19 protein-coding genes are annotated in these 23,828 nt (G+C 56.1%); 16 read left to right on the plus strand and 3 right to left on the minus strand.

Annotation, left to right across the window (positions count from 1 at the left end):
* Positions 1-364 precede the first annotated feature (364 nt).
* The 9 genes from RB_RS08135 (at position 365) to RB_RS08175 (ending at position 9,331) form a co-directional block, all read left to right on the plus strand.
* Complete coding sequence (locus RB_RS08135) at positions 365-811, plus strand: cupin domain-containing protein (protein ID WP_011119731.1); 447 nt, start codon at positions 365-367, stop codon at positions 809-811.
* 271 nt (positions 812-1,082) lie between these two features.
* Positions 1,083-1,877 carry an endonuclease/exonuclease/phosphatase family protein gene (locus RB_RS08140; protein WP_231846324.1) on the plus strand — a complete coding sequence of 265 codons (795 nt, stop codon included), beginning with the start codon at positions 1,083-1,085 and terminating at the stop codon, positions 1,875-1,877.
* Between the two features lie 203 nt (positions 1,878-2,080).
* The gene (locus tag RB_RS08145) at positions 2,081-3,361 is read left to right on the plus strand and encodes a tagaturonate epimerase family protein (protein ID WP_011119734.1); all 1,281 of its coding nucleotides are present in this window, start codon (positions 2,081-2,083) and stop codon (positions 3,359-3,361) included.
* 2 nt (positions 3,362-3,363) lie between these two features.
* Positions 3,364-4,392, plus strand: a complete 1,029-nt coding sequence (locus tag RB_RS08150; RefSeq protein ID WP_011119735.1) for a zinc-binding alcohol dehydrogenase family protein — start codon at positions 3,364-3,366, stop codon at positions 4,390-4,392.
* 693 nt (positions 4,393-5,085) lie between these two features.
* A complete protein-coding gene (locus tag RB_RS08155; protein WP_007328727.1) occupies positions 5,086-5,673 on the plus strand; it encodes a response regulator in 588 nt (195 codons plus the stop codon).
* Positions 5,660-6,991 (plus strand): sensor histidine kinase, encoded by a 1,332-nt coding sequence (locus RB_RS08160; protein ID WP_007336165.1) that lies wholly within the window; start codon positions 5,660-5,662, stop codon positions 6,989-6,991. Before RB_RS08155 ends, RB_RS08160 begins: the two co-directional genes overlap by 14 nt.
* Before the next feature lie 114 nt (positions 6,992-7,105).
* Positions 7,106-8,605, plus strand: a complete 1,500-nt coding sequence (gatA, locus tag RB_RS08165) for an Asp-tRNA(Asn)/Glu-tRNA(Gln) amidotransferase subunit GatA (RefSeq protein ID WP_011119740.1) — start codon at positions 7,106-7,108, stop codon at positions 8,603-8,605.
* A 39-nt stretch (positions 8,606-8,644) separates the two neighbouring features.
* The gene (gene hemP / locus RB_RS27905; RefSeq protein ID WP_007331092.1) at positions 8,645-8,905 is read left to right on the plus strand and encodes a hemin uptake protein HemP; all 261 of its coding nucleotides are present in this window, start codon (positions 8,645-8,647) and stop codon (positions 8,903-8,905) included.
* Between the two features lie 15 nt (positions 8,906-8,920).
* Positions 8,921-9,331, plus strand: a complete 411-nt coding sequence (locus RB_RS08175; RefSeq protein WP_011119742.1) for a hypothetical protein — start codon at positions 8,921-8,923, stop codon at positions 9,329-9,331.
* Positions 9,332-9,592: 261 nt separating this feature from the next.
* On the opposite strand, the gene RB_RS08185 is transcribed toward RB_RS08175, so the two are convergent.
* Positions 9,593-10,426, minus strand: a complete 834-nt coding sequence (locus RB_RS08185; protein WP_011119744.1) for a hypothetical protein — start codon at positions 10,424-10,426, stop codon at positions 9,593-9,595.
* The gene (locus RB_RS08190; protein WP_007328734.1) at positions 10,414-11,514 is read right to left on the minus strand and encodes an ATPase, T2SS/T4P/T4SS family; all 1,101 of its coding nucleotides are present in this window, start codon (positions 11,512-11,514) and stop codon (positions 10,414-10,416) included. Before RB_RS08190 ends, RB_RS08185 begins: the two co-directional genes overlap by 13 nt.
* Positions 11,515-11,639: 125 nt before the next feature.
* Between RB_RS08190 and RB_RS08195 the strand changes: the two genes are divergently transcribed.
* The 5 genes from RB_RS08195 to RB_RS08215 all read left to right on the plus strand — a co-directional run bounded on the left by RB_RS08195 (position 11,640) and on the right by RB_RS08215 (position 18,790).
* The gene (locus tag RB_RS08195; RefSeq protein WP_011119745.1) at positions 11,640-12,362 is read left to right on the plus strand and encodes a hypothetical protein; all 723 of its coding nucleotides are present in this window, start codon (positions 11,640-11,642) and stop codon (positions 12,360-12,362) included.
* Between the two features lie 268 nt (positions 12,363-12,630).
* Positions 12,631-13,434, plus strand: coding sequence for a menaquinone biosynthetic enzyme MqnA/MqnD family protein (locus tag RB_RS08200; protein WP_315851295.1), 804 nt, complete (start codon positions 12,631-12,633; stop codon positions 13,432-13,434).
* On the plus strand, positions 13,434-14,591 hold the full coding sequence (mqnC, locus tag RB_RS08205) for a cyclic dehypoxanthinyl futalosine synthase (protein WP_164921709.1): 1,158 nt from the start codon (positions 13,434-13,436) through the stop codon (positions 14,589-14,591). Before RB_RS08200 ends, mqnC begins: the two co-directional genes overlap by 1 nt.
* 109 nt (positions 14,592-14,700) lie before the next feature.
* A complete protein-coding gene (gene malQ, locus RB_RS08210; RefSeq protein ID WP_011119749.1) occupies positions 14,701-16,218 on the plus strand; it encodes a 4-alpha-glucanotransferase in 1,518 nt (505 codons plus the stop codon).
* A 406-nt stretch (positions 16,219-16,624) separates the two neighbouring features.
* Entirely contained in the window at positions 16,625-18,790 is a 2,166-nt protein-coding gene (locus RB_RS08215; RefSeq protein ID WP_011119751.1) for an RNA polymerase sigma factor, read from the plus strand.
* A gap of 109 nt (positions 18,791-18,899) precedes the next feature.
* Here the strand turns inward: RB_RS08215 and RB_RS08220 are convergent, their stop codons facing one another.
* Complete coding sequence (locus tag RB_RS08220) at positions 18,900-21,839, minus strand: PQQ-dependent sugar dehydrogenase (protein WP_011119753.1); 2,940 nt, start codon at positions 21,837-21,839, stop codon at positions 18,900-18,902.
* Positions 21,840-22,033: 194 nt separating this feature from the next.
* Between RB_RS08220 and ftsY the strand changes: the two genes are divergently transcribed.
* The gene (gene ftsY, locus RB_RS08225; protein ID WP_007331084.1) at positions 22,034-23,047 is read left to right on the plus strand and encodes a signal recognition particle-docking protein FtsY; all 1,014 of its coding nucleotides are present in this window, start codon (positions 22,034-22,036) and stop codon (positions 23,045-23,047) included.
* A 5-nt stretch (positions 23,048-23,052) separates the two neighbouring features.
* The gene (gene miaE, locus RB_RS08230; RefSeq protein WP_011119755.1) at positions 23,053-23,634 is read left to right on the plus strand and encodes a tRNA-(ms[2]io[6]A)-hydroxylase; all 582 of its coding nucleotides are present in this window, start codon (positions 23,053-23,055) and stop codon (positions 23,632-23,634) included.
* Positions 23,635-23,828: the final 194 nt, after the last annotated feature.

A 23,828-nucleotide genomic window follows, 5' to 3' on the forward strand; every position in this document is an offset into this window, starting at 1 on the left:
AACTTCCTATCGACGACAACCTGTAGGCATTGTGCTGACAACGCGTAGGCAGTGCAAGTGGTTTTTATCTAGAAGGTCTCGGCGTGTTATCTTATTGAGGTTTTTTTGCAGCACGGCGTTGTCGCTCAACGCTTCGACCCCACGGAGAATTTGGCAAGACGTCTTTGACATTCCCTGCAACGCGGTGGTCACTCGCAGAATTGCTGTTGCTCACACTGCTGAGCCTTTCATCTGTCCGAGCAGAGAAAAGCCCCGACGGTGAAAAATCTGAATTGAAGACATTCGAGCTAAGGATCGTTGATCCTGTAAGACCATCCCGAACCAAGATTCTCGGTGCCCCGAATAGGTCAGACGCATACAACCGATGCAGTTGACCTGGGGACAATCCAACTGGAAGGATCAAGAAATTCGCGATCGGAATCACGCTCGGTCCACATCGTTCACCAGCCAATCCAACGACGAACCCGCCGACATGAACCTATTCGAAAACGTGCCAACGCATTTACCATCGGAACTCATCGAAGTGTTGGCGGAAGGTGAATCGGTTCGCATCGAACGAATTGTCTCCACGGGCCACTCGACCGCTCCCGGCGACTGGTACGACCAAGAGCAAGACGAATGGGTGGTCGTCCTCAAAGGAGAAGCCCGCCTCCGCTTCAGCGACGCCAAAGTCATCAGCATGCAACCGGGCGATCACCTCCTCATCCCCGCCCACCAACGGCACCGAGTCGATTGGACCACGCCAAAAGAACCAACCATTTGGCTCGCCATCTTCTTCGAAAAGGTGTCAGGTACCTTTTTGGAAGAATAGGCAAATTGGCTGCAATTCAAACGGGGCGATGACCGTTGGTCATGTTCGCGCGCCCTGACTTCGCACCGCGATCGCGAAGGCAGCCTTCGACGTTGAATTTATTGCAACGAAGACCGAGCCGAGATCGCTCTACCGGTTCGAGTTGCGCTACCAGTCTCGAAAGGAAAACTACATAGGTTGCCAAAAAGGTACCTGACACCTTTTTCGGGTAGATTGGGCTTTTTGTGTGCGAGCAGCTTGGTGGGCAGGGGAAAAAATGCGGGAGAATCGAATGATGAAAGGTTGTGGGTTGGTTTGGCTGGCCGGGTTGGTGATGTTTTTTGGCACCGGAGTGCTGAGGGCCGCGGAGCCCGTGCAGGTTCGAGTGCTTTGCTACAACATCCATCACGGCGAAGGATTGGATAGGAAGCTGGACTTGGAACGAATTGCGAAAGTGATCCAGTCGGTCGAGCCAGACTTGGTGACGCTCCAGGAGGTTGACCAAAACGCTTCGCGAAGTGGCAGCGTCGATCAACCGGCCGAGTTGGCTCGGCTGACGGGAATGCTGGTTGCTTTCGGGCCAAACATACCGTTGCAAGGTGGTCATTACGGCAACGCGGTGCTCTCGAAGTATCCGATCGCCAACCATCGCAACGAGCTGCTGCCGAATTTCGACAATGGCGAACAACGTGGTGTGCTATCGGCGGAACTAACGATCTCGGGACGGAACCAACCTTTGTTGCTGCTGGCCACTCACCTGGACTCTCGACGCGATGACCGCGAACGACTTGCGTCGGCCAAGGCTATCAATCAAATCGTCAGCGAATCACCGCGGCGACCCGCGTTGCTGGCTGGGGATATGAACGACGTCCTGAACAGCCCAACGCTGGATGAGCTTGAGACCATGTGGACTCGAGTCAACGAGCAAGTCATGCCAACGACCCCCGTGGCGAATCCACGACGCCAGATTGATTTCATCCTGTTTCGACCGAGTAACAGTTGGAAACTGATCGAAGTCAAAGTACTGGACGAAGCGGTTGCGTCCGACCACCGACCAATCTTTGCCGTGTTGGAACTCGTGCAATAAAGCAGCTTCCATTTCGATCCCACTGAGAAGCGGACCGAGCCTTGATCGCGTCGTAGCAACAAAACAGCGAATGAACACGGAAGTCTATACACAATTGAGACTTACGGTTTTAAGGACTGGGACGCCCCCGTGGCCGAAATCGACTTGATGAGTCATATTGTTGGGCCCAAACAGATTCATCCCCTCTGCTTAAGAGCCTTCCCTTGCTAACGATTGAGAAATACTCCTTCGGCGTCGGTGACCGTTTCGCCCATCAAGCGGCCGCTCAACTGCGATCCTTCACTCGTTTGGCCGAAAAGGGCATCCACGTCGCTCCGGTTTGGAACAAATCCAATCGTGAGCACACCTTTGTCGGCTCGGAACCTCAGAGCGTGTATGACGCTGCCGCAGCGGCCGTCGAAAAGCTCGGCTTCGATCGACCTTGGCACGTCGATGCGGATCACATCGGTCTGAAGACCGTCGAACCGTTCCTGCCATGTTCCGACTTCTTCACGCTCGACGTCGCTGACTCGATCGGTAAACCAGCCGACCAAGCTGACATCGACGCTTTCGTTGCCAAGCACAGCGAACTGATCGGCACGTTGGAACTCGAAGGCCTTTCCGCTCCGCTGACCATCACCGAAGAAGACGTTCGCCGCGTTGCCGGGCAGTACATGTTGGCCACCAAAGAAGCCGGCGAGATCGACCGGCACATCGCGTCCGTCAAAGGCGAAGGCAACTACATCGCCGAAGTCTCCATGGACGAGACCGATGAACCGCAAACGCCGCCCGAGCTGCTGATTATCTTGGCGATGCTGGCCGACGAGAACATTCGAGTGCAAACGATTGCTCCTAAATTCACCGGCCGATTCAACAAGGGCGTCGACTACGTCGGAGACTTGGCTCAATTCGAACGCGAATTCAATGACGACGTCGCCGTGCTGGCTCATGCCGTTAAAGCGTACGGATTGCCTGAAGTGTTGAAGCTCAGCGTTCACAGCGGCAGCGACAAGTTCAGCTTGTACCCAATCATCCGCGATTGCTTGAAACGAACCGGCGCGGGCGTTCACCTGAAAACCGCCGGGACGACCTGGCTCGAAGAGATCATTGGATTGGCAGAAGCCGGTGGCGATGGATTGGCACTTGCCAAAGAAATCTATGTCTACGCCTTGGAACACGTTGACGAACTGTGCGCTCCCTACGCCAGCGTCATTGACATCGACCGCTCACAATTGCCTGATTCGGCCGCGGTTGAAAAGCTCGATGGTCCCGCGTTCGCGGAACTGATTCGCCACATCCCATCGAACCCAAACTTCAATGCCAACGTGCGTCAGTTGCTTCACGTGTCGTTCAAAGTCGCCGCGAAAGCGGGGGCTCGATACACAGATCTGCTGGAATCCAACGAAGAAATCGTCGGACAACAAGTCACCCAAAATATCTACGACCGACACCTGTTGGCATTGTTCATCGACGAAGATGGCAAAGCCATCGGAACGGGAGCCTGAACATGAAAGCGTTGCAACTGAGTGCTCCGAAACAGTGGGAGCAGATCGAAATCGACGAACCATCGCCGCCGGGTCCCGGTGAAGCGTTGGTGCGAATTCACCGCGTCGGTGTTTGCGGTACGGACTTGGGTGGTTACCTCGGTAAGTTCCCATTCTTTTCCTACCCCCGAATTCCCGGCCATGAATTGGGCGTGGAAGTCGTCGCGGTTGGCGAAGGTGTCGAGAACGTGAAGGTCGGCGATCGCTGCAGCGTCGAACCGTACATCAATTGCCAGAAGTGTTATTCCTGTGAACGTGGTCTGACGAACTGCTGCGAATCACACCAAACACTCGGCGTGATGTGCGACGGCGGACTGACTGAAAAGATGATCTTGCCCGCCCGCAAACTGCATCCCGCCAACAATCTTTCTTACGAGCAATCAGCGCTCGTTGAAACATTGGCAATTGGTTGCCACGCCATCGATCGCGCCCATGTGACCGAAAAGGACACCGTTTTGGTGATTGGTTCGGGCCCCATTGGGTTGTCGGCGATCGAGTTCGCTCGTGTCGCAGGAGCCAGGGTCATTGTCGCTGACCTCAGCCAAACGCGGTTGGACTTTGTGACCGAGAAGATGGGCATGACCGACACCATTCAGTTTGATGGATCCGAAGCGGACATTGAAAAACTGGAAGCGATGACCGATGGTCGTCGCGCGGACGTTGTGGTCGATGCGACGGGCAACCATCACTCCATGCGTCGTGCGATGGAGATGGCTGCGTTCGGCGGACGAGTCGTCTACGTCGGGATCACTCAGCAAGACCTGCAGTTCCCGCACGCACCGTTTTTGCATCGCCGTGAGTTGACGATTCTGGCCAGTCGCAATGCGTTGACTGGAGATTTTGCTCGCATCATTCAATTGATCGAGTCGGGCGTCATCGACACTGATCCATGGATCACACATCACGCGAAATTTGAGGAAGTCATCGAGTCCTTCCCGGCTTGGACGGATCCGGAATCTGGCGTCGTGAAAGCCGTGATCCACATTTCCTAAAATCCGGAAATGCGAGCCCACGACGGTCTACCAGACCGTCGGCAGAATGGCTCAGAACTAAACGACGGTCACCCAAGACCGTCGCGTAACTTCCCAACACACGTACGATGGTCTTCCAAGACCGTCGCGTAACTTCTCAACACGCGTACGATGGTCTTCCAAGACCGTCGAAGATTTCCTCCGAACGCGTACGACGGTCCGACAAGACCATCGAAAAAACTCTTCAAGCTCGCACGCGTCCCACCTAAGAACCTCGGGTAATTTACGACGGTCTTGGAAGACCATCGTACGATTGCTTGGTTTCGCTTGACGGCCCAGGAAGGCCATCGGCCGGCAAAAAGAGCGTTAACGCCTCGGAAAACGCGGGCAAATTCGTGTTCTCTGCCAATCACCAGCCGCTGCACCGGCGAGACCCCCAATCAACCTTGACCCATCTTGCCTGAACTGTATGATTTGCCGTAGTGGCAAGCCAGGGAAGTGCGGTCGCTTGTGACCCCTGCGAGTTCGGCGGATTTTAAGTGCGTTTGTGACTCTAGTGGGTTGAAGTGCTAGTGCATCATCCCCGCGGTTTTGCTAATTGGAGTGACGGAGTGAAGCTGGGTGCTTCGGTGAGAGTTTTCTCTGACCGCCCACCGGCTTCGCGCTTTCCTCATTTCGGTATTGGGCTACCCCACAGGGAGGACGGTTCCCGCCATGACCACAAAAACGGTATTCACGACTGGCGAAGCAGCCAAGATCTGCAAAGTCAGCCAACAGACGATCATCCGTTGTTTCGACAACGGTTCGCTGAAGGGTTTCCGTGTCCCAGGAAGCAAGTTCCGGCGGATCCCCCGCGAGCAGTTGTTCTTGTTCATGAAGGACAACGGGATCCCGACCGATGCTTTGGAAAGCGGTAAGAAAAAACTGCTGATCGTCGATGACGACCAAGACTTGGTCGACTTGATGCAGGACGGATTCCAGCGAGATGCTCGGTTCGACATCCGCACCGCCAACAACGGTTTCGATGCCGGGATGGGTGTGAAGGAATTTCGCCCTGACCTCGTGATCCTCGATGTCATGCTTCCCGATATCAACGGGAAAGAAGTTTGCCAACGAGTTCGCAGCGATCCATCGATGGACACAGTCAAAATTCTGTGCATTTCAGGGATGGTCGAGCACAGCAAGGTCGACGGTTTGAAAGCCGCCGGTGCCAACGACTTCATGCAGAAGCCGTTCTCGATTGACGACTTGGTCGGCCGCGCTTGCACTTTGCTCGAAATGGATCGCGGTGTCATCGGCTGATCTGTTTGCCGGTTGGCTGCCTCCCATCGTCATCCAGCGTGACGAAGGGACGGCGAATCCATCAAACGAAGAACGCATTTGGTTACCGATGCGTTCCAGTTCGTCGGCAACGTTGCTGCACGCGTTGGTATCTCGCGACACCAGCGTCACGTTTCGGCGTCAGCTGCGCAACACACTTCGGCACGATCCCGCTCTGTGTTTGTTCACCGCTGCAAAGGTGGTGCAAGAACACGAACGTGGTTGGCGACCGATCGCGGGACAATGGACCACCAAACAATTGGCGGATTGGTGGGTGCGCCATGGTGCAGAGATATGGGATGGCTCCGCTTTCCTCTCATGTCCTGACATCCAAACCGGCGAAAGCTTGCTTCAACGTTTCATGCGACTGGATCAACACTTCCAGACGCTGCCGTTCTCGCGTTGGTTGCTTGAATCCGACCTGTGGTGGAAAGCAGCGGGACTTTGTCGGCGATCGAGCATTTGCCAATCGCTGCATTCGATCCGCTTGATCGACTCGGACCAATCCAAGTCATCTTCGGAATCAATCAAACACGCTTCCAATCAAGACGCACACGTGGCGTTCGGCAAGGTGGCCGCCATGGTTGCGGAACGAGAAAGATTGCAGGGTGAATTTTCCGATTCGCTCGAATCTGTTCGTCGCGATTTGGCAAAACAACTTGCGTACGGATTGTCTCACGAGATCAACAATCCGCTGGCGAATATCGCCACACGGGCGCAGGGATTGATCGCTTCGGCATCCGGACCCCAGCAAGCGGACTCGTTGCAGCGAATCGTCGACCAGTCCTACCGGGCTCATGCGATGATCGCCGACCTGATGTTCTACGCCCATCCACCCGAACCGCAATTCATCTCTGGATTTGTGGCAAAGGATGTGGTTGAGGAAGTCATCTCTCCGATGCGACCGTCGCTGCAACGCGATGCGATTTGCGTCGATGTCGATGTGCAGTCCTCGCTGAAGTGCGATGGTGACCCGAACATGCTCGGTGAGGCCATTCGCGCTTTGGTGCTCAATGCGGTCGAATCGATCGGGGTCGAAGGGCAAATCGTCATCTCTTTCGAAGCCGACACCGACACGAATCGCTGCGTGCTTCGAATATCGGACAGCGGCCAGGGGCTGACTTCGGATGATGCTGCTCGCGCGTTTGATCCGTATTTCAGCGGACGGGAAGCCGGCCGCGGCCTCGGGTTATCGCTTTGTCGCGTCCACCGAATTGCGGAACTTCATGGCGGGTCAATTCAATTGCATCCGGCACTGATCGGTTGCGTCGCAGAGCTTTCTTGGCCGATGCACGCCTGACGAGCAGTTCGTGGAGCGTGAATCCAGCCGCATTCCAATCCGGCGGCGGATCGCCGATACTGCCGCCTCGCAAACCATTCACGCTCCTTTCCACGCGACCAAGACGGTTCGTTCATGTTGCATTCGGCCTCGGAAATTCTGAAACAGCTCGATTCCGGCGAAGTCACCGCAGTCGAAGTCATCGCACAATCTCTCGCAGCCATCCGAGCTTCTCAGCCGACAATCAATGCGTTCACGCACGTCGCGGAAGAGACCGCGATGCAAGCCGCGGAAGCCGTGGACGCCGATCGAAAAGCGGGAAAAACCCTGGGCCCTTTGGCAGGTCTGCCGGTGGCGATCAAGGACGTCCTCTGCACCTCGGACATGCCGACCACTTGCTCTTCGAAGATGCTGGAGGGTTTCGTCCCGCCATACGACGCGACCGTGGTCGCTCGTTTGAAAAGCGCAGGCGCGATCGTCGTTGGCAAAACCAACATGGACGAATTCGCGATGGGTGCCAGCACCGAAACCAGTGCGATGGGCGTGACCGGCAACCCCTGGGACACCACCAAAACGCCTGGCGGAAGTAGCGGTGGAGCTGCCGCGGCGGTTGCGGCCGGCGCCGTCCCACTCAGTTTGGGCACGGACACCGGTGGATCGATCCGGCAACCGGCAGCGTTTTGTGGCATCACCGGTTTGAAACCCACCTACGGTCGGGTCAGCCGGTATGGCTTGGTCGCCTTTGCCAGCAGCCTCGATCAAGCCGGCCCGATGGGTTGGTCAGTCGATGACGTCGCGATTGGGCTGCAAGCGATGGCGGGTTACGATCCGCGAGACAGCACGTCCGTGAACGCTGAAGTTCCCGATTTCACGCCAGCGATGGCGGCGGAAGACGTTCGCGGAATGCGAATCGGAGTCTTGCGAGAAGGTCTGGACCAGGACGGAATTTCGCCCGCCGTTCGCGATGCACTAGCAACCGCCGAATCGGTCTTTCGCGAACAAGGAGCCGAAATTGTCGAAGTCGAATTGCCGCACAGCAAGTACTGGGTCCCGACCTATTACGTCATCGCTCCTTGCGAGGCGAGCAGCAATTTGTCGCGATTCGATGGAGCCCATTACGGATATCGCGTCGCTGATGCCGAAATTGCCGCCGCCGACTCGGGGCCGCTCGAGGCCATGTATTCGCTCAGTCGCGCCGGCGGTTTTGGCAGCGAAGTCAAACGCCGCATCATGGTCGGCACCTACGCACTCAGCGAAGGCTACTACGACGCGTACTACAACCAAGCCCTCAAGGTTCGTCGTCTGATCCGAAACGACTACGACGCCGCGTTCCAACAAGTCGACTTGATGCTCGGCCCCGTAACGCCATCGCCCGCATTCGCCCTGAACGAGAAAACCGACGATCCGATCGCAATGTATTTGTGCGATTTGTTCACGGTCGGCGCCAACTTGGCGGGCGTGCCTGCGATATCGCTGCCAGGCGGCTTCGATGCGGTTGGATTGCCGGTGGGCGTGCAATTGCAGGCGCCGGTGATGGAAGAGACTCGGCTTTTGCGGGCCGGGAACGTGTTCCAAATGGCCAGCGATTTTCATACTCGCCGCCCGCCTACTTTTACTGCAAATCATTCGCAATAAGGTCTTGCCGCGACATTGCCGTCGACTTAGATTGGTCGCATGACTGATTCAAAACCTTCGTCGGCGACCGATCCTGCATGGGGAGAAATCCCAACTGGTTCGGTCGTGGAAGGTGTTCCGGCGGGCACGCCGGCGGTTGAATCCGTCCCCTCGGCGACAACGATGTCGACCGGTGGAATGCCAAAAATCATCCGATTCGAGGCCTTGGCACGTTGTGGTGGTGAAATCTGGATCGAGAACGAAGGCCAGATTTACCGGCTCCGCAAGACCCGCCAGGGCAAACTGATTCTGACGAAATGACCTTGGAATCCATCCGTGCATACCAGTGAAACGATTCTCGCAGTGATCCCCGGCGCGACCGAGCATGAGCGCATGGTGGTCGCGACGCGCTTCATCGAAATCGCCGAACGATTGAAATTGCATTCGGACGTTGTCGAAGCTGAGCCAGAACGAGCCGATGACAGTCGCCCGTTCTGCGAACAGCTGACCAGCGTGCAATCGCAACCGATCGTGCTACGTCAGGAAACATTCAGCGAAGCGGTCGGCTGGTTCACGCAGAGTTGTGTGGAAATGAGTCGCGAGCAATGGGACATGATGCGTCGCACCATGGTTCCGGAAACGATGCCGGCGATCCAGCGAAAACGCAGCGTCCGTCGACTGGGTGTGATGGATGCGGATGCACCTTCCGTGATCCCGTTCAAACCATCGCGAGCCGTTTCGGCTTAGCACGCTGCTTCAAGCTGAACTAAGGTCGTGCAGCTTGTCGGCAGATTTCAGCATGACTTACCTCTCCCGAAACAGAGTTTGGGGAGAGGTCGAGCGACGCCGTTCAGGCGTACGCGAGGGTGAGGGCCGGGCATGAGAAGTTGCGCCCGTCGCGATGAGGCTTGGCCGTTGAGGGCAGCACGACGGAACAGTTGAGGACAACTGTTCTACTCTCATGTTCAGGCAGAAGGATTCGTTGCCTCATCCACTACACGCCCACCTTCACTCGTCCAGCAACAACGCTTGCAACCGAGTCACCGCTTTTTGAAGTTGAGCCTTGGTTCGTAGCGGCGGGATTCGCTGGACAAACTTGGGGCTGACACCTTTGGATTGCAGAAACTGCTTCAAAAGTTTTGGATCGCCATCACGAAAAGCTTCGGCGGCGTGATGTACCCGTGGCCCATAAGTCGCATCCAACAACCGTTCGATGACCATCGACCAATAAGTCAGCCAATCGCTCTGCCGTTTTTCAACGGGATCGGGAACTGAATTGGCATCCTGGATCGAGTTCGCGTTGGCATCGCCGTCCGCGGAAGGCGATTGTTCATATTGGCGAATCTGCTGTTCGATTTCGCGTGGCCAACATGGATCCAACGTGGTCGCTTCGAAGTGCGTGGCTTCCAGGAAACTGTCGCGTGGACATCGTTGCACGTAAGCATCCAACAAGGACTGACGCCACGAACCGGGTTCGATCGGTCGGCCTTCGGTGATTTCTAAAGCGATCAGATTGCCCATTTCGACATAGACGGCTTCGACGGTGGCTTCGAACATTGCCGCCATCGCGGGAGCCGGCCGAGACGTCAACAACGACGTGGCGACTCGTTCGAGCAGCCAGATTTTCTGCTGCGGTTCCCACATATCGTACCAACGCGGCGGATCAAACCCGACCACGGGGCCCGACAACGTGAACATCGATTCGCTTTCGCCTTCGTGATCCACTTCCGCGGCTGGATACAACTCATCGACCAACTGATCCACCATCATCGCGACCGTGCCGCGAAACAATTCAGCTTCGGGACCGACGAGACATCGATTTCCGTTGGTCAGGGGCCACATAGAAAGCTACCAGTCGAAGGAAAAAGCTTCTGCAAACGGCCCATGTCGTTTTCGGACGCCAAAGCGGAACGTCGAACATCGTCAATTTCGATGCTGCGACACTCTGATCGGGAAAGGCCGTTTTGATGTATCAACAGGTTAATCTGTTCGGCGAGCGAGTGGCCAATTTGTCCCCAAGCTCGGAGACGCAAAATGGCCGAAACGGGATCACGAGCGTGAACGACCGCAAAAACACGCTGTCCCTGCAGCACCGAATGCAAACAAACTTCTGCGGATGTGGGACTGTTTAGGTCCGGAATGATGACCACCGAGGGGTCCGATTCCACCGATTCACGTTGCAACGGATTCCAACGACTGGCGGGACGGCCATGCGTTTGACTGGACCAAACGCCCCACAATCGAGCCAATGGACTTTTGTCCAAACCCTTTCGCCCGCAATAAATCGTCAATCCGCTGTCGGCCACCAACTGTTTCTGCCATGCCGATCGCTCGGCGGATCTCAGATCATAGGCGGTCAGGTTCATCGGCGATGCGACCACGGTCTTTTCCACGGGGGGAGGCTGCGGGATCGATTGACGTTTGACATTCTTCGTTTCAACGGTGGAAACTGCCGAGGCCGTCGCTGTTGCCTCAGCGTTTTTCGGTGTCGGTTTCAGATCGCCAAACAATTCATGGCAGGCTCGCCGCACGACGGTCGCTCGAGCAAACAGCGGTCGCATTTGCAGTCCGCTGAGTCGTCTGACTTCGTCGGCCAGTAGCAACGCAGACGGGGACGCGATCGCAACTTCCAGACTGTGATCCTGCACCGCCAACGGAACCACTTCGTGCTTTTCGCAAAAGTCCGCCGGCAGACATTGCTGGAGACGACGATCGACCGGTATCGCCAAACCGCTAGGTGGTTCAAACAAAGGCAACAAGTAATGCGAGGCGTAGACCGAGGCCAGCTTGGATTCGTCGGTCAAACCGCATTGGTCAGCCAACTGTTCCTCGAGTGGTTCTTCCTCGTGGCTGGTGTCCTCCAGTTGCCCCCACATTTCGTCCAACCAACCAACCGACGGTTGATTGAAATCGACTGAAGTTAGATTCATGGTGCCATTTCTTAGATGCTGAATAAGTGCCTTATCGAAACAGATAGGTCGATTCGCTCCAGCGGGCTTGACGAATCACGGGGTTCGCCAGAGAACCACGCGGTCAGGCTTCGCTGCTGAACGGATTGTTCGGATTCTGCGATCTATTCCGACACGCATTCGTCCCCGACTCGTCCTCGATTGACCCGCCCGACATGCTGACACCGATCGAATTGCCATCCGGTTTGGACTCAACCGAAATCCCGACCGAAATTCACGCGATGGTGCACGGCGTGAAGCAACGGATCGAAGCATTCCAAGACCGTTGGGACCGGCCACAGATCGAATTGTTCGTGGCGGCGGATTACTTGTACGTTTATCAGACAATGCGGTGGGTGGCCGAATCCCAAATGCTGAACAATTCGCGGTTTGTCGAATGGGGATGCGGTTTCGCGGCAATCACGTGGCTGGCCGCCGCGGTGGGATGGGATGCGATCGGCATTGAGTCCGAACCGGAATTGATCCGTCAGGGCGAGGCGACATTGAGCGACTGGCAAGAGACCCTCGCGGCCATCCCGAAGTCCGGACCCACCCCCGAGTTGGTGAGAGGCAACTTTCTGCCGGAAGGATCCGAAACTCTGGCGGAAGACCCAACGCTTCCCAGCCTGGGCCACTCCATCGAATCAGCTTACTCGTCCATCGGTTTGGACGTGGAGGACTTTGGGATCATCTACAGCTACCCTTGGCCAGGCGAAGACGATTTCCACGAGTACGTCTTCCATCGCAACGCGGCCTATGGTGCGGTCATGGTGCTTTTCAAAGGCCCCAATGAAATGCGAGTCTGGCGAAAAACCCGCGGCCGAAGCTGAACCGGGTTGTCGGGCTCCGTTCGTCGCGGTTATCAACACAAGACCAAGTCCTTCCAGCAAACGCCACCAGTCGTACGATGGTCTTCCAAGACCGTCGCAGTTCCCGCCAATGTGTACGATGGCCTTCCAAGGCCGTCGCCACTCGCGAGATTTGTACGATGGCCTCCCGAGGCCGTCGCCGATTGAATCGACGCCCTCCGAATACATCGAAGTTGAATCGACGGCCTTGGAAGGCCATCGTACGAACTCCTCCAACCCTGAAACGATCATGCTCCGCCTCGGTGCAGTTTCCTACCTGAACACGAAGCCGTTGATTGAAACGCTACCCAGGCGTTTGGGCCGATCGGGCGAGCTGCGTTTGGATCTGCCATCGCGTCTGGCTCGCGACTTGGCGGCTGGTGAATTGGACATCGCACTGATCCCCAGCGTCGAATATTTTCGCGGCGGCGACGAATATGAAATCATTTCTGACGCCGCAATCGCGTGTCGCGGACCGGTGTGGAGCGTGCGGGTTCTCAGCCGCGTTCCCATGAACGAAGTCCGCACTCTGGCTCTGGACGAGGGCAGCCGAACCAGTGCCGCGATGTCGCAAGTCTTGCTGGCGGAGATGCACGGGCTGCGTCCTAAAACGGTGCCCTTCCCGATTGGTTCCTCGCCGGACGAAATCGACGCCGACGCGTTGTTGATGATTGGTGATCGAGCCATGCATCCGGCTCCGGGCAAATACCAGGAAATCTGGGACCTCGGCGATCGATGGTGCCGGTGGACCGAATTGCCGTTCGTGTTTGCCATGTGGGTGGCGCGGCGATCCGCCGTCGCTGATCCGCAGATCCGCCAGCAAATCGAAGACGCATTGAATGTGTCTCGCGACGAAGGATTGCAGCAATTCGAGATGATCGCCAAGCGTGAAGCTGCCGGTCATGGGCTGACGATCGAAGACTTGCACCGCTACTTCGCAGAAAATCTTCACTTCCAACTCGGCAACGGCGAACGATCGGGGCTGGCAGCCTTTCGCGAAAAAGCCGAACATCTGGGGCTGGTCCCCGCTTCCCACTCACCTTTGCAAGATTGATGAACGCACTCGCCAACTCATCTGCCGTCCACGACATTCTCGCCAAAGCCGTTGCGGGAGATCGACTGACGTCCGCCGAAGGTCTGACGTTGCTGGAAAGCCACGACCTAGCAGCGATCGGTGCCGCAGCTGAAAAAGTCTCGCGGGCCAAGCACTCCGAGCCCTATCGAACATACAACATCGACCGGAACATCAACTACACCAACGTCTGCACCGCGGTGTGTGACTTCTGCGCCTTCTATCGCGGTCCCAAGAGCGAGGAAGGCTACGTGCTTCCCCGCGAAGTGCTGCTGCAAAAGATCCAAGAAACTGTCGACCTGGGCGGGAACCAAATCTTGCTGCAAGGTGGTCTGCATCCAAAGTACAAACTCGATTGGTACGAGGAGATGTTGCGTGACATCAAGTCTCGCTTTCCCGAGGTGAACGTTCACGGTTTTTCACCACCGGAACTGCATCACTTCACCAAGGTCAACAACCTTCCGCTTCGCGACGTTCTTTCGCGTTTGAAGGACGCCGGACTGGGGAGCGTCCCCGGCGGCGGTGCTGAGATCTTGACCGATCGCGTGCGAAACGAAATCACTCGCGGCAAAGTCATGACAGATGACTGGTTGAACGTCATGCGGGTCTGGCACGAGCTGGGTGGCATCAGTTCCAGCACGATGATGTTCGGCCATGTCGAAACGCTCGCCGAACGAATCGAGCACCTAGAACGCTTGCGAAGTTTGCAAGACGAAACGGGCGGCTTCACTGCTTTCATCTGTTGGACGTTCCAACCCGACAACACCGAGATGTCCGATGTGCGGCCGACCGGATCGTTTGAATACTTGAAAATGTTGGCCGTCTCACGATTGTTCTTGGACAACATTCCCAACCTTCAAAGTAGTTGGGTCACGCAAGGTTTGAAGATTGGGCAAATGGCGTTGATGTTTGGCGCGAACGACATGGGAAGTCTCATGATCGAAGAAAACGTCGTTGCCGAAGCCGGAACGGTGCACTATCTGTCACTACAGCAAATTCGGGAAGCGATCGAGGAACTTGGCTTCGTCCCCCGCCAGCGTGATGTGCACTACAACCTCGTGGACGAAAACTTGGAAGCAAAAGCCATTCAGGCAAATGGGGAACAATCGGCAAGAGAGTTGGTCCAATTGGCGGTTTGACCGAAGTCCGGTAGTCTTCTTAAAAGTGGTGCGGAAGTTGCCCTGTGTTCAACACGAGGCCAAAAACTTCCGATTCAACCGACCGACTATCGCCAACTAGATCTCACGCATGCGTTTCCCGCGATCCTCCGGCATTCTTTGTCACATCACCAGTTTGCCTTCGGAGTTGGGCATCGGTGATCTAGGTTCAGCGGCGTACGAGATGGTCGACTTCCTCCATGCGGCCGGCCAATCGATTTGGCAAATTCTACCGCTCAGTCCTCCCGCCTATGGCAACTCACCCTACAGCGCCTACTCGGCGTTTGGGGGCAACGCGTTGTTAATCAGCTTGGAGGCTCTTGTCGACGAAGGTTTGCTCGAAACATCCGACCTCGACGGATTCACGCAGACCGACCCGGCACGCGTTGACTTCGGTACGGTCAGCGAATTCAAACACGCCAGACTCAAACTCGCCTACGAACGTTACCTAACCAAGCCACCACGTGAACTGAAGATCGCCTTCGAGTTGTTCCTGGATGCGAACGATTGGTGGCTCGATGAGTTTTCCTTGTTTGAAGTTTTCTTGAACAAGTTCGAACAATCGAACTGGTCGAAGTGGCCCGATCCGATCCGTCGTCGCGAACCCGATGCACTTGGACAAGCTCGCCAAGAGATGTCACGCGAGATCGACTATTCTCGCTTCCAACAATTCTTGTTCGACCGCCAGTGGAATCGACTGAAGGCGTATGCCAATGAGCGGCAAGTCCAACTGTGTGGCGACATGCCGATCTTCGTCGCTTACGAAAGTGCAGATGTCTGGGGCAACCAAGACATGTTTGCATTGAATGACGATGGCACGCCCAAGTTGGTCGCCGGCGTGCCACCAGACTACTTCAGCGAAACCGGTCAACTTTGGGGCAACCCTCAATACGATTGGGATGCACTTGAGAAGGCTGACTACGCTTGGTGGACCGCGCGTTTCCGTCGTTCGTTGGAACAGTTTGATCTGCTGCGAGTTGATCACTTCCGCGGCTTCGAAGCTTATTGGGAAGTTCCCTACGGCGCCGAAACTGCGATCGGCGGTCAGTGGCGAACTGGTCCCGGCGCTAAACCGTTCCGTGCCGCCGAAAAAGAACTCGGCGAACTCCCTTTCATCGCCGAAGACCTAGGGATGATCACCGATGCGGTGCACGAACTGCGTGAAGAGCTCGGGTTCCCCGGGATGCGTGTACTCCAGTTCGGATTCGCGACGATGGAAGACGATTTCCATCGCCCGTCGACCTACCCCGAATCCTGTGTCGCCTACACAGGCACCCACGACAACGACACGGTGATGGGTTGGTACCATCTGCGAACGCCACCCGAGGAAGGCGACGATCCTCTCGATGAAGTCGTGACCAGCGAACATGAAGTGCATTGGCAATTGATCGATGCCGTCATGTCATCAGCCGCTGAAATCGCAATTGTCCCCATTCAAGATGTGCTGGGGCTGGGTAACGAGGCTCGAATGAATTTGCCTGGGATCGCCGACGGCAATTGGGCGTGGCGATTGTCACCTCAAGCGTTGACGCAAGAACACGCCGACCGTCTCGCGTTGTTGTGTCAACAACGAGGCCGTCTCACGCACGAAGTCCCCAGCGTCGGCTGAACTACACCGACTCCACAACCTGAATCACGGTGGTCCTCCACCGTGAACGCGTGAATCGAGTCGGAAGAATCGCCAACCAGCGTCTTATTTCCGCCCAAGTTTCCCACCATTCGCGTCAGGTTGCATGGCGACTCGGCCAAGGACGCGAACAGTTGAGAAAACGGGTCTTCTTGCGTGCCCGTCTCGGTGGAAGACCACCGATCGACAGGTTCTTGGACGCTCAAATCTTGTTTTCTGCGAATTTCTAATTTTTCGCGCGCCGTGTGGGCTTCTCGTCCCACTGTCTTTCTGAACAAGCGATGATCAGAAGTGGCGAATTTGCCTCCCGTGCGCCTTCGTCACATCGATTCGCATCGCCTCATGACGCTGCAGCCTCGATTTTCAGCCGGAAAGGAAAGGGACAATCATGCCCAGCGAAAATTTCACCATGGACGCGCCGGATTCGATTCCTCCACCAAACGAACAGAACGCGACCGAAGTTCAAACACTCGCTCAACCGGCCAATGCAACGATTGCGGACCGTTGGGATGAACTCAATTCCACCGACGCTGATCTGTTGGACGCTTGGGTCACGGACCACTGCATCGAAGCTCTCGACGCTTTGGTCCGACGTTATGCCCAAATGGTTCTCAGCGTTTGCATTCGGAGGTGCCACAATCGGTCGGACGCCGACGATGCCATGCAAACCACGTTTTTGTATCTCGCTGAATCAGCGAAGAAGATCCGAAGTCCCGAACGGTTGGCCGGATGGCTGCACCGTGTCGCCCAACGCGCCAGCATCGCGACCATGATGTCACCCGAACACTCCCATCAGGATCTATCAGATGTTCCTTCCGAACCTGTTGATCCTTTGGAACGACTGACACTTCGACATCAAGCCATCGTGCTCGACGAAGAGTTGTCGGAACTCCCCGAAAAATACCGATCGGCGATTGTGCTGCACCTTCAACAAGGTGTCACGGTCAACGAAACCGCGAAGCGGATGGGCACCACCGAAGGCACCGTGCGAGGCTGGCTGGCCCGCGGCAAACAACGGCTTTCTCGACAACTTCGACTTCGCGGGGTTGCACCGATGGCGGCCTGGGCCGCTGCCCACGCCTGGAGTGCGTCCGAAGCGATGGGCGCCGAGGCAGCGTTGAAGCTCACCTCTCCAGTGAATCCTGGAGAAGCGACCACCGATCCCAACTCATCCCCCGGCGCAGACTCTGGCAAATCCGATTGGACTTCCGCCGCGTCGCGTTCCAACTTCTCTTCTCTCGAATCTCATCTTTCACAAGGAATCGCCACCATGCCTGTCGTTACTATTCTCGGCTCCACCGCTGCGGTTGGATTCGCCTTGTTGGTTGCCTTTGCGGTCCCCGTGGGCGACGACGAAACCGGACGCACCGCCAGCGTCCTTTCGTTTGCCACGCCGGGTGAAGAAGATCGCTCGGTCCTCGCGCAAATCGAGCCAGCAGACGCGTCGCCCACGCCCTTTCCAACACTTCCACCTCAATCAGCATCACCAGGCGTTGCCATGCAGCCGCCTCGTGCGTTGCCAACACCTCCCACTCCGCCGGTTCCACCCGCACCGCCTTCGAGCGGAGTGTCGGACCAGGTCACGCGATCCCTTGATCAGCCAACGACACTGGCATTTGAATCCAATGTCCGCTCTCTTCCGGAAACACTGCAACAGGCCATTGGCATTCCGGTTCTGCTCGACGAGCAAGCCATGACTCTGGGACAGATCGATGTCGACAGTCTGCACGTGCAGTTCTCATCAAAGGGCGAACAACCTCTTCGCACGCTGTTGCGAAAAGCCCTCGAGCGTGAGGGTTTGAAAGCAACGGTCGATGATGACGGTCTCTTGATCACCGCTGACATGACTGTGTTGACTCGCAGAGGCATTTCGACGGACCGATGGTTGGACATAACGCCGGAAGAAGAGAAGAAGTACGATGAAATCATGGACAAAAAGGTTTCCTACACATTCGTGGAGACACCGCTCAACGATGCGGTTCGCGTGATGTCAGAGGATCTCAACTTTCCAATCTTGATTGACGTATTTTCTTTGGAAGGAGAAGGCCTTTCCTCAGATGTTCCTGTTGATCTGAGTATCAATTCCATTTCGTTCCGCTCCGCGTTACGACTGCTTCTTCGCGAGATGAATTTGACCTATCAGTTCAAGGAAGAAGTCCTTCAGATCACAACTCAAACTGCAGCTGAAGATAACCTTCGAAATCGCCTCTATTTCTTGGAAGGCACAGGATTGCCACGCGGAGGAAATCTCGGGACCATCGAGATGATCGTTGCAAGTATTCAACCAGAAATCTGGGAGCAACTGGGTGGCGTGTCGACAATCAGCTCTGTGAATCATTCTCACGAAGGTCGTCCGGCCTTGCTGGTCAGCACGACGGATGACGTTCACAAAGAGATCGAAGAGTTGATGCAAGCTCTTCGCGAAACTCACTCTGGTTCAGACCCTCGTCTCTCGGACGAAGAGATCCAACAACAGAAAAAAGCCCCCCCACCAGCCATCATGGGCGGAATGGGCGGTGGAGCAGGAGAGGGTGGTGGCGGCGGAATGTTCTGAGCAAGCCCAGCACGCGATCGGTTGAGACAACAGTTCTACTTTCGCGTGTCTCTCGTAGGCCGGACCGACCAACGGGAGTTCCGGCATCAACGCACAACCACTCGACGATTCAATTCGAAGCCGGCAATTCGCCGGCTTCGTTTGTTTGCATGAGAAACTCAAGCAAGTCGGCAACCTCTTGCGGCGTCATCGCTGACAGCAATCCCGCCGGCATCAGTGATTGCTCGTTTGACTTTTTGAGTTCAATATCTTCGGGACGGAGCGTCGTGTGGGTTCCGTCGGCTTGCTGAACGACCACGCCGTCATCGTCCTCTTGAAGAATGCGTCCGACGATCAACTCACCGTCCACAGTCAGAATCGTGTGGCTTCTCCATTCCGGTTCGATCTTTTCACTCGGTTCCACGATCCCTCGAAGCACTTCAAAACGCGTTCGTCGTTTGCTGATTCCCCCGAGCGACGGACCGACGTCCTTGCCCAAGCCTCCGATGCGATGGCATTGCCGACACTGGGACGCGGCCGATTCGTAGAACCATTGCAACCCTCGCTGCGCATCCCCTTTCAAAGCCAGCAACGCCTCCAAGTCTGGAGAATCACCCACCAAGAGTGTGCGTTCCGATGGATCGATCCAAGGTTGCAACAAACCAAGCACCACCGGCGAATGGGATACGCTTTCATCGTTCAGCATTTCAGAAACAATCTTCTTGGACCTCTCCGGTGGTGCCTCAACGAGCTCTCGCCACAGCAACATCGATTGCAACGTTTCGTTCGGCTTTTCGCTGGCCGACTCGGTTGCATCGGGAGCGACAGGCATCGACTTCACCCAGTCCCAAAGCATCTTGGCACCGGCCAGATCCACCGTGGAGCAACCGACGCGAGGCATTTTGCCCGGACCGCCGGTGGCAACTCGATAGATCAACGCGGAACGTTCGGGATGCCCAGGTTCAATGACCTGCGTGTTCGTTCCCAATCCGAAATCACCTTGGGCAGCGGGGACTCCAAGCAAAGCAGTTTGGTCCAATGGCCGGATGTGCCTCAGATCCATCTTCGATGTCGCACCACCGGCGGGCCGATGACAGTGCGCACAATTGGAATGCAGATACGATCGTGCCCGTTGTTCGAGAGGTTGATCCACGTCATAAGCGTTCACCATCTCGTGACCAGCTTTCACCTTTGCCGGCACCAAGAAACCTGCGCGAGCTAATTGCGACCACGATCCCGGACCGCTCTCGTCACGCAGATTCTCCGGCACCAACGACGCGGCACCGGGGTTGGCCACGTTATGACAAGTGACGCAAACATCGCGAGGATAGAAACGGTGTTCCCAATCACGCTTCCCCCAAATCGGATCGTCCACTCGGAAGGTTTGTGTGGCTCCCATCGCGGGTACCAGCGTGGCATCGGTTTGTTCTTCGTTCCACGCGAACGTGGTGGGATTCCAATTCAATCCGTCATAAGACAACACCTGCGTCTCCAAACGAATCTCTTTCGTATTGCCCGATGAATCCAATACGTCGCGGATCAACGTGTTCGCGAAAACGGTTCCAGGCACGTAGCGTTTCCGCATTGGGTTGATTGGTTCTTGGCCTGGTATGCCAACAAACCGGACGGTACGAATTCCATCGCGAAACATCGTGGCATCGGGACGGTATGCGACGACGCCGGGATTGGGAATTAAGCTCTTCGTATCTGAGAACAATCCCGTTTCGCTCAGTCGTTTTGGAAACGCTTCGTAGTCACCGACCGACTGATTGCTGCTCAACCGGTAAATCCCACCTGAATGGTCAACCAACAAAACCTCCGACGTTGTTTCATTTTGGCTGACGAAGAAATCTATGATCTTCAAACCGGTGCTGGCAATTTTTCGCGGCACCGGTGGTTTGCCCGTCGTCGCTTTGGATTGCGTGTTGATTGCCCAGACATTCCCGTTCATGAAGCATCCGCAGAGGTACGTGCCGGCGAGCGATCCATCGTCAGCCGCGAAAAGCAAATCCGCGGGAACAAAGACACCTCCGGTGATGGATTGCGATTCACTGCGAGGGAAAACAACCTCGGGCAAGATCACCTTTCCCGGTCCCGGAGTCTGCTCAAGATCCACCGGATGCGGCCCCTCATAGAGGCTCCATCCGTGATTCCCGCCGGGAACGATCCGGTGCACCATCTCGCAACGTTCCCAGCCGACGTCGGCCACCCAAAGATCATCGGTGGCGGGATCGAAAGCGGCGCGAAAACCATTGCGTAATCCAAACGCAAAGATTTCCCCGCGGGCTCCTTCCACATCGACAAATGGATTGTCGTCGGGGATGCGATAGGGCAGTGTCGTTCCATCCGCCAACTCACTGGTCTGATCCACATCAATTCGAAGCACACTGCCGCGAAGATCCCTGATGTCTTGTGCCGCTTTGTTGACGTCCGGCGGATACGGCAACGATCCATCTCCCGTCGTGATGTACAGCAACCCGTCCGGACCGAAGTTGAGCGACGCACCGATGTGATCGCCGGAAGGATACGAGAGCAAATCCAATCGCGACTTTGGATCAATCACTGGCACGTTGGGCGGCAAGTCAGCGTCGGGCTTGTCCGCCGTGGGAATCGTCATCCGAAATCGCGAAACGCGAGTGCCGCCTTCAACGTCATGCGGACGGATCGACCACACAACATAGAGATAGCCATTGGTTTCGAATTCTGGATGCAACGTTAAATCTCGAGCCGCTGCAAACAGTTCGTCGGTATGCGTTTGATTGGCTTTGTCGATATCGAGAGCCAAATCCATCTCCGCGACATCATCTCGCTTTTCGAAAGTATGCACTTGGCCATTTTGCAGCAGCACCAATCGACGGTTCGTGCCAGGCAAGTCCATCGCCGTGATCGGCGAACGTAGGACAAGGTTCGGATGAACCCGCTGAACCGTCAGTTGCAGCGGCGGCTCGGGTGTCCCCTGCAATCGAGAATCGTTCCATGCCGGACGTTCCGCTGCGGAATTGCCGCAACAAAACAACAGCGTCAAAAAGGCAACGGGAATGGTTCGAACGAGTGAGTTCGTCAGCAACATGGGGATGATAAGCCGGCCGTGGGGATGAGGAGGACGTGCCTATCTTAACCAATGCAATGCACAAACCATCACCTCTGTGGACTTCCCCGGGTGGTGGATTTCATCGCGTTGCGACACAATTTGTCTGGCTGCGGCGACGTCGCAGCCGGCCCCACCAGTTCTCAGACGCTCCATTCCCAAACGTGCATTGATAGATGGCTTTCTGGCGATCCAAAAAGAACGACTCGAGCGACGAATCGACCGCCCCCGAAACTTCGTCGGCTTCCTCCCCAGCGACCGGCGAAGAGGCCTCGGGCGGACTCTTCGGCAAAATGAAAACCGGCCTGCAGAAGACTCGCCGGGTTCTGGGAACCGACATCCGTGACTTGTTCAAAGCCGAAGGCCGATTGGTCGACGAAGATTTTCTGGGCGAACTGTACGCTCGACTGATCCGCACCGACATGGGCGCCGGCCCAGCCGGTCGAATTCGCGATCGCGTTGCCAAAGATTTTCGCGGCCGAGTCGTTCACTTGGAAGAAGTCGTCGAAACGATCACCCAAGACATTCGCGAACAACTGAAACAAGATCATGGTGACCTCGCGAAAGCGGACTCGCCACCGACGGTGATCTTGGTCGTCGGTGTCAACGGCAGTGGCAAGACGACTTCCATTGGCAAACTATCGCATCATCTCGTTTCCCAAGGGCACAAGATCGTCCTCGGTGCGGGTGACACGTTCCGCGCCGCCGCGGTCGAACAACTGACCATTTGGTCCGAACGAATCGGCTGCGAGATCGTGACCGGTCCCAGCGGAGTGGACCCGGCAAGTGTTGCCTATCAAACAACCGAAAAGGCGGTTGAGATTGGCGCGGACTACGCAATCATCGACACGGCCGGGCGTTTGCAAACTCAAGGCAAGTTGATGCAAGAACTGGAAAAGATCCGGCGAGTGATCGACAAAAAACTTCCGGGCGCACCACACGAAGTCCTATTGGTTCTCGATGCGACCGCGGGCCAAAACGCGATCAGTCAAGCGAAAGGCTTCAGCAATGCGGCCGGTTGCACTGGCATCATTCTTTCGAAGTTGGATGGATCAGCGAAGGGCGGCGTTGTCCTGCCGATTCGCGAACAGTTCGAACTGCCCGTCAAGTTCGTTGGCCTGGGCGAAGGCATCGAAGACATGACCAAGTTCGATCCTGATACGTTTGCCGCGGCGTTGTTGGAGGCCTGATCGAAATGCTTCACCTGCATTCCGAATCGACAAAACGTTGGCTGGTTCAAGTCGACAATCACTTGGATGAACTGTTGCTGGACCACGCTCATTGCGAACGCAAAGCCGCGTCGACCGCAATGAACTTGATGAACGCCTACACCGAGAACCTCGACATTTGTCGAGAGATGGCAACGATCGTGGAAGAGGAACTCGAGCACTTCTTCATGGTGATCGATATTTTGAAGAAGCGGGACATCCCATTTCGCCGGATCGCGCCGGGACCGTATGGCCGCAAACTGACCGCGCTGATTCGTCAGAACGATCCGAATCGAGCCGTCGATCGATTGCTGGTGGCCTCATTGATCGAAGCCCGCAGTTGCGAACGATTCCGCTTGCTTGCCGATCACGTGGCCGACCGCGAGCCCGAACTGTCCGCGTTTTACGCTGGTTTGTTCGAAAGTGAAGCTCGCCATCACACGACCTATGTGAAACTTGCTGAGCATTTTACCAGTCGCGAAATGGTTCGCGAACGTCTCACCGAACTGTCCAAGTTGGAAAGTGAGATCATCGCCGAAGGAAGCGAACTGCCGCGGATGCACTCCTAACACGATTGTTTCACGGGATAGTGTCTCCGCATTTGCCGTGAACAGATTCGCATCCGCAACGACGGCGATGTTTCACGCGAAGTGGCTCTTCGAGCGTGTCGATCGGGCCGTCTTTTGGCACCGAGTTTGCGATGCTTGCCCCTCGCGGACAAGACGAAATACTCTCGTCGCTGTCGAAAGTCAGCCCGCATCCA

Origin of the sequence: Rhodopirellula baltica SH 1 (genome assembly GCF_000196115.1) — a bacterium.
Classification (GTDB): domain Bacteria; phylum Planctomycetota; class Planctomycetia; order Pirellulales; family Pirellulaceae; genus Rhodopirellula; species Rhodopirellula baltica.